Genomic DNA, 1,210 nt, shown 5'->3' with positions numbered 1-1,210 from the left:
TCTCCGAGGCCCCGGTCCGACAGTTCGGGCAGGAACGGCATCCCGTGGCATTCACCCAGCACGACCCGCGCGGCCTCCCGAGGGTCGACACCCCGCATCGGTCCGGGGCCGGTGTGACCCGGTTCGACGGCGGTCACGGGGTGCCCGCGACCGGGACGGACGCGGTGATCGTGCCACTTCCCAGGACGCGGTCGCCTCCGGGCTCGGGCCGGTAGAGCACGGCCGCCTGGCCGGGTGCGACGCCGCGCACGGGCTCGTCGAGGGAGATCTCCAACCTGGCGTCCGGCCCGTCCCCCACCCGTCTCACGTGCCCTGGTGTCGCCTCACCGTGGGCGCGGATCTGCACGAGACACTCGGTCTCGCGGAGGGCGTCGTCCACCAGCCAGTAGGGCGAGGTCGCGGTCATCCCCCGGGACAGCAGGTGATCCGATCCCCCGACGGTCACGGTGCCGGTGCCGGCGTCGATGGACGTGACGTATCTGGGGCGACCGTCGGCCGCCGGACCCGGCAGGCCCAGTCCCTTGCGCTGGCCGACCGTGAACCCGTACACGCCCTCGTGCCGACCGAGTTCGTCACCGGTGTCGGCGTCGACCACCGCCCCGGGACGCAGACCGATCCGCGCGCCGAGGAACGCACGGGTGTCCCCGGAGGGGATGAAGCAGATGTCGTGGCTGTCCGGTTTGGTCGCGACGGGCAGGCCGGACGCCTCGGCCTCGGCACGGACCTCGGACTTGTGGGAGTCCCCCAGCGGGAACATCGAGTGCGCGAGCTGCTGCGGGGTGAGCACGCCGAGGACGTAGGACTGGTCCTTGTCGGGATCGACCGCCCGGCGGAGGACTGGACGTCGGTGCCCGGCGCCGGTCTCCTCGAAGGACAGCCGGGCGTAGTGACCGGTGGCCACCGCGTCGAACCCGAGTGCCATCCCCCGGTCGAGGAGGGCCTCGAACTTGATCCGCTCGTTGCAGCGCAGACACGGATTGGGGGTCTCACCGCGGGAGTAGGACTCGACGAAGTCGTCGATCACCTCCGCCCTGAACCGTTCGGCGAAGTCCCAGACGTAGAACGGGATGCCCAACAGATCGGCCACCCGGCGGGCGTCACCGGCGTCCTCGCGCGAACAGCAACCGCGGGAGCCCGTCCGCAGGGTCGCCGGGTCCGCGCTGAGGGCCAGGTGCACCCCCACCACCTCGTGCCCGGCGGCCACGGCGCG

At 72.3% G+C, this 1,210-nt stretch carries 1 protein-coding gene; it reads right to left on the bottom strand.

Translation table 11 applies throughout. The annotated features are described in order from the left end of the window. Nucleotides 1-133: 133 nt before the first annotated feature. Nucleotides 134-1,210 (bottom strand): tRNA 2-thiouridine(34) synthase MnmA (gene mnmA / locus G6021_RS13170; RefSeq protein ID WP_182610223.1); only part of this gene is annotated, 1,077 nt, incomplete at its 5' end.

The organism is Dietzia sp. CW19, assembly GCF_014145265.1.
In the GTDB taxonomy this organism is placed as follows: Bacteria; Actinomycetota; Actinomycetes; order Mycobacteriales; family Mycobacteriaceae; genus Dietzia; species Dietzia natronolimnaea.
Note: the sequence above shows the minus strand (reverse complement) of the source record. Positions and strands in the feature narration are given on the sequence as shown.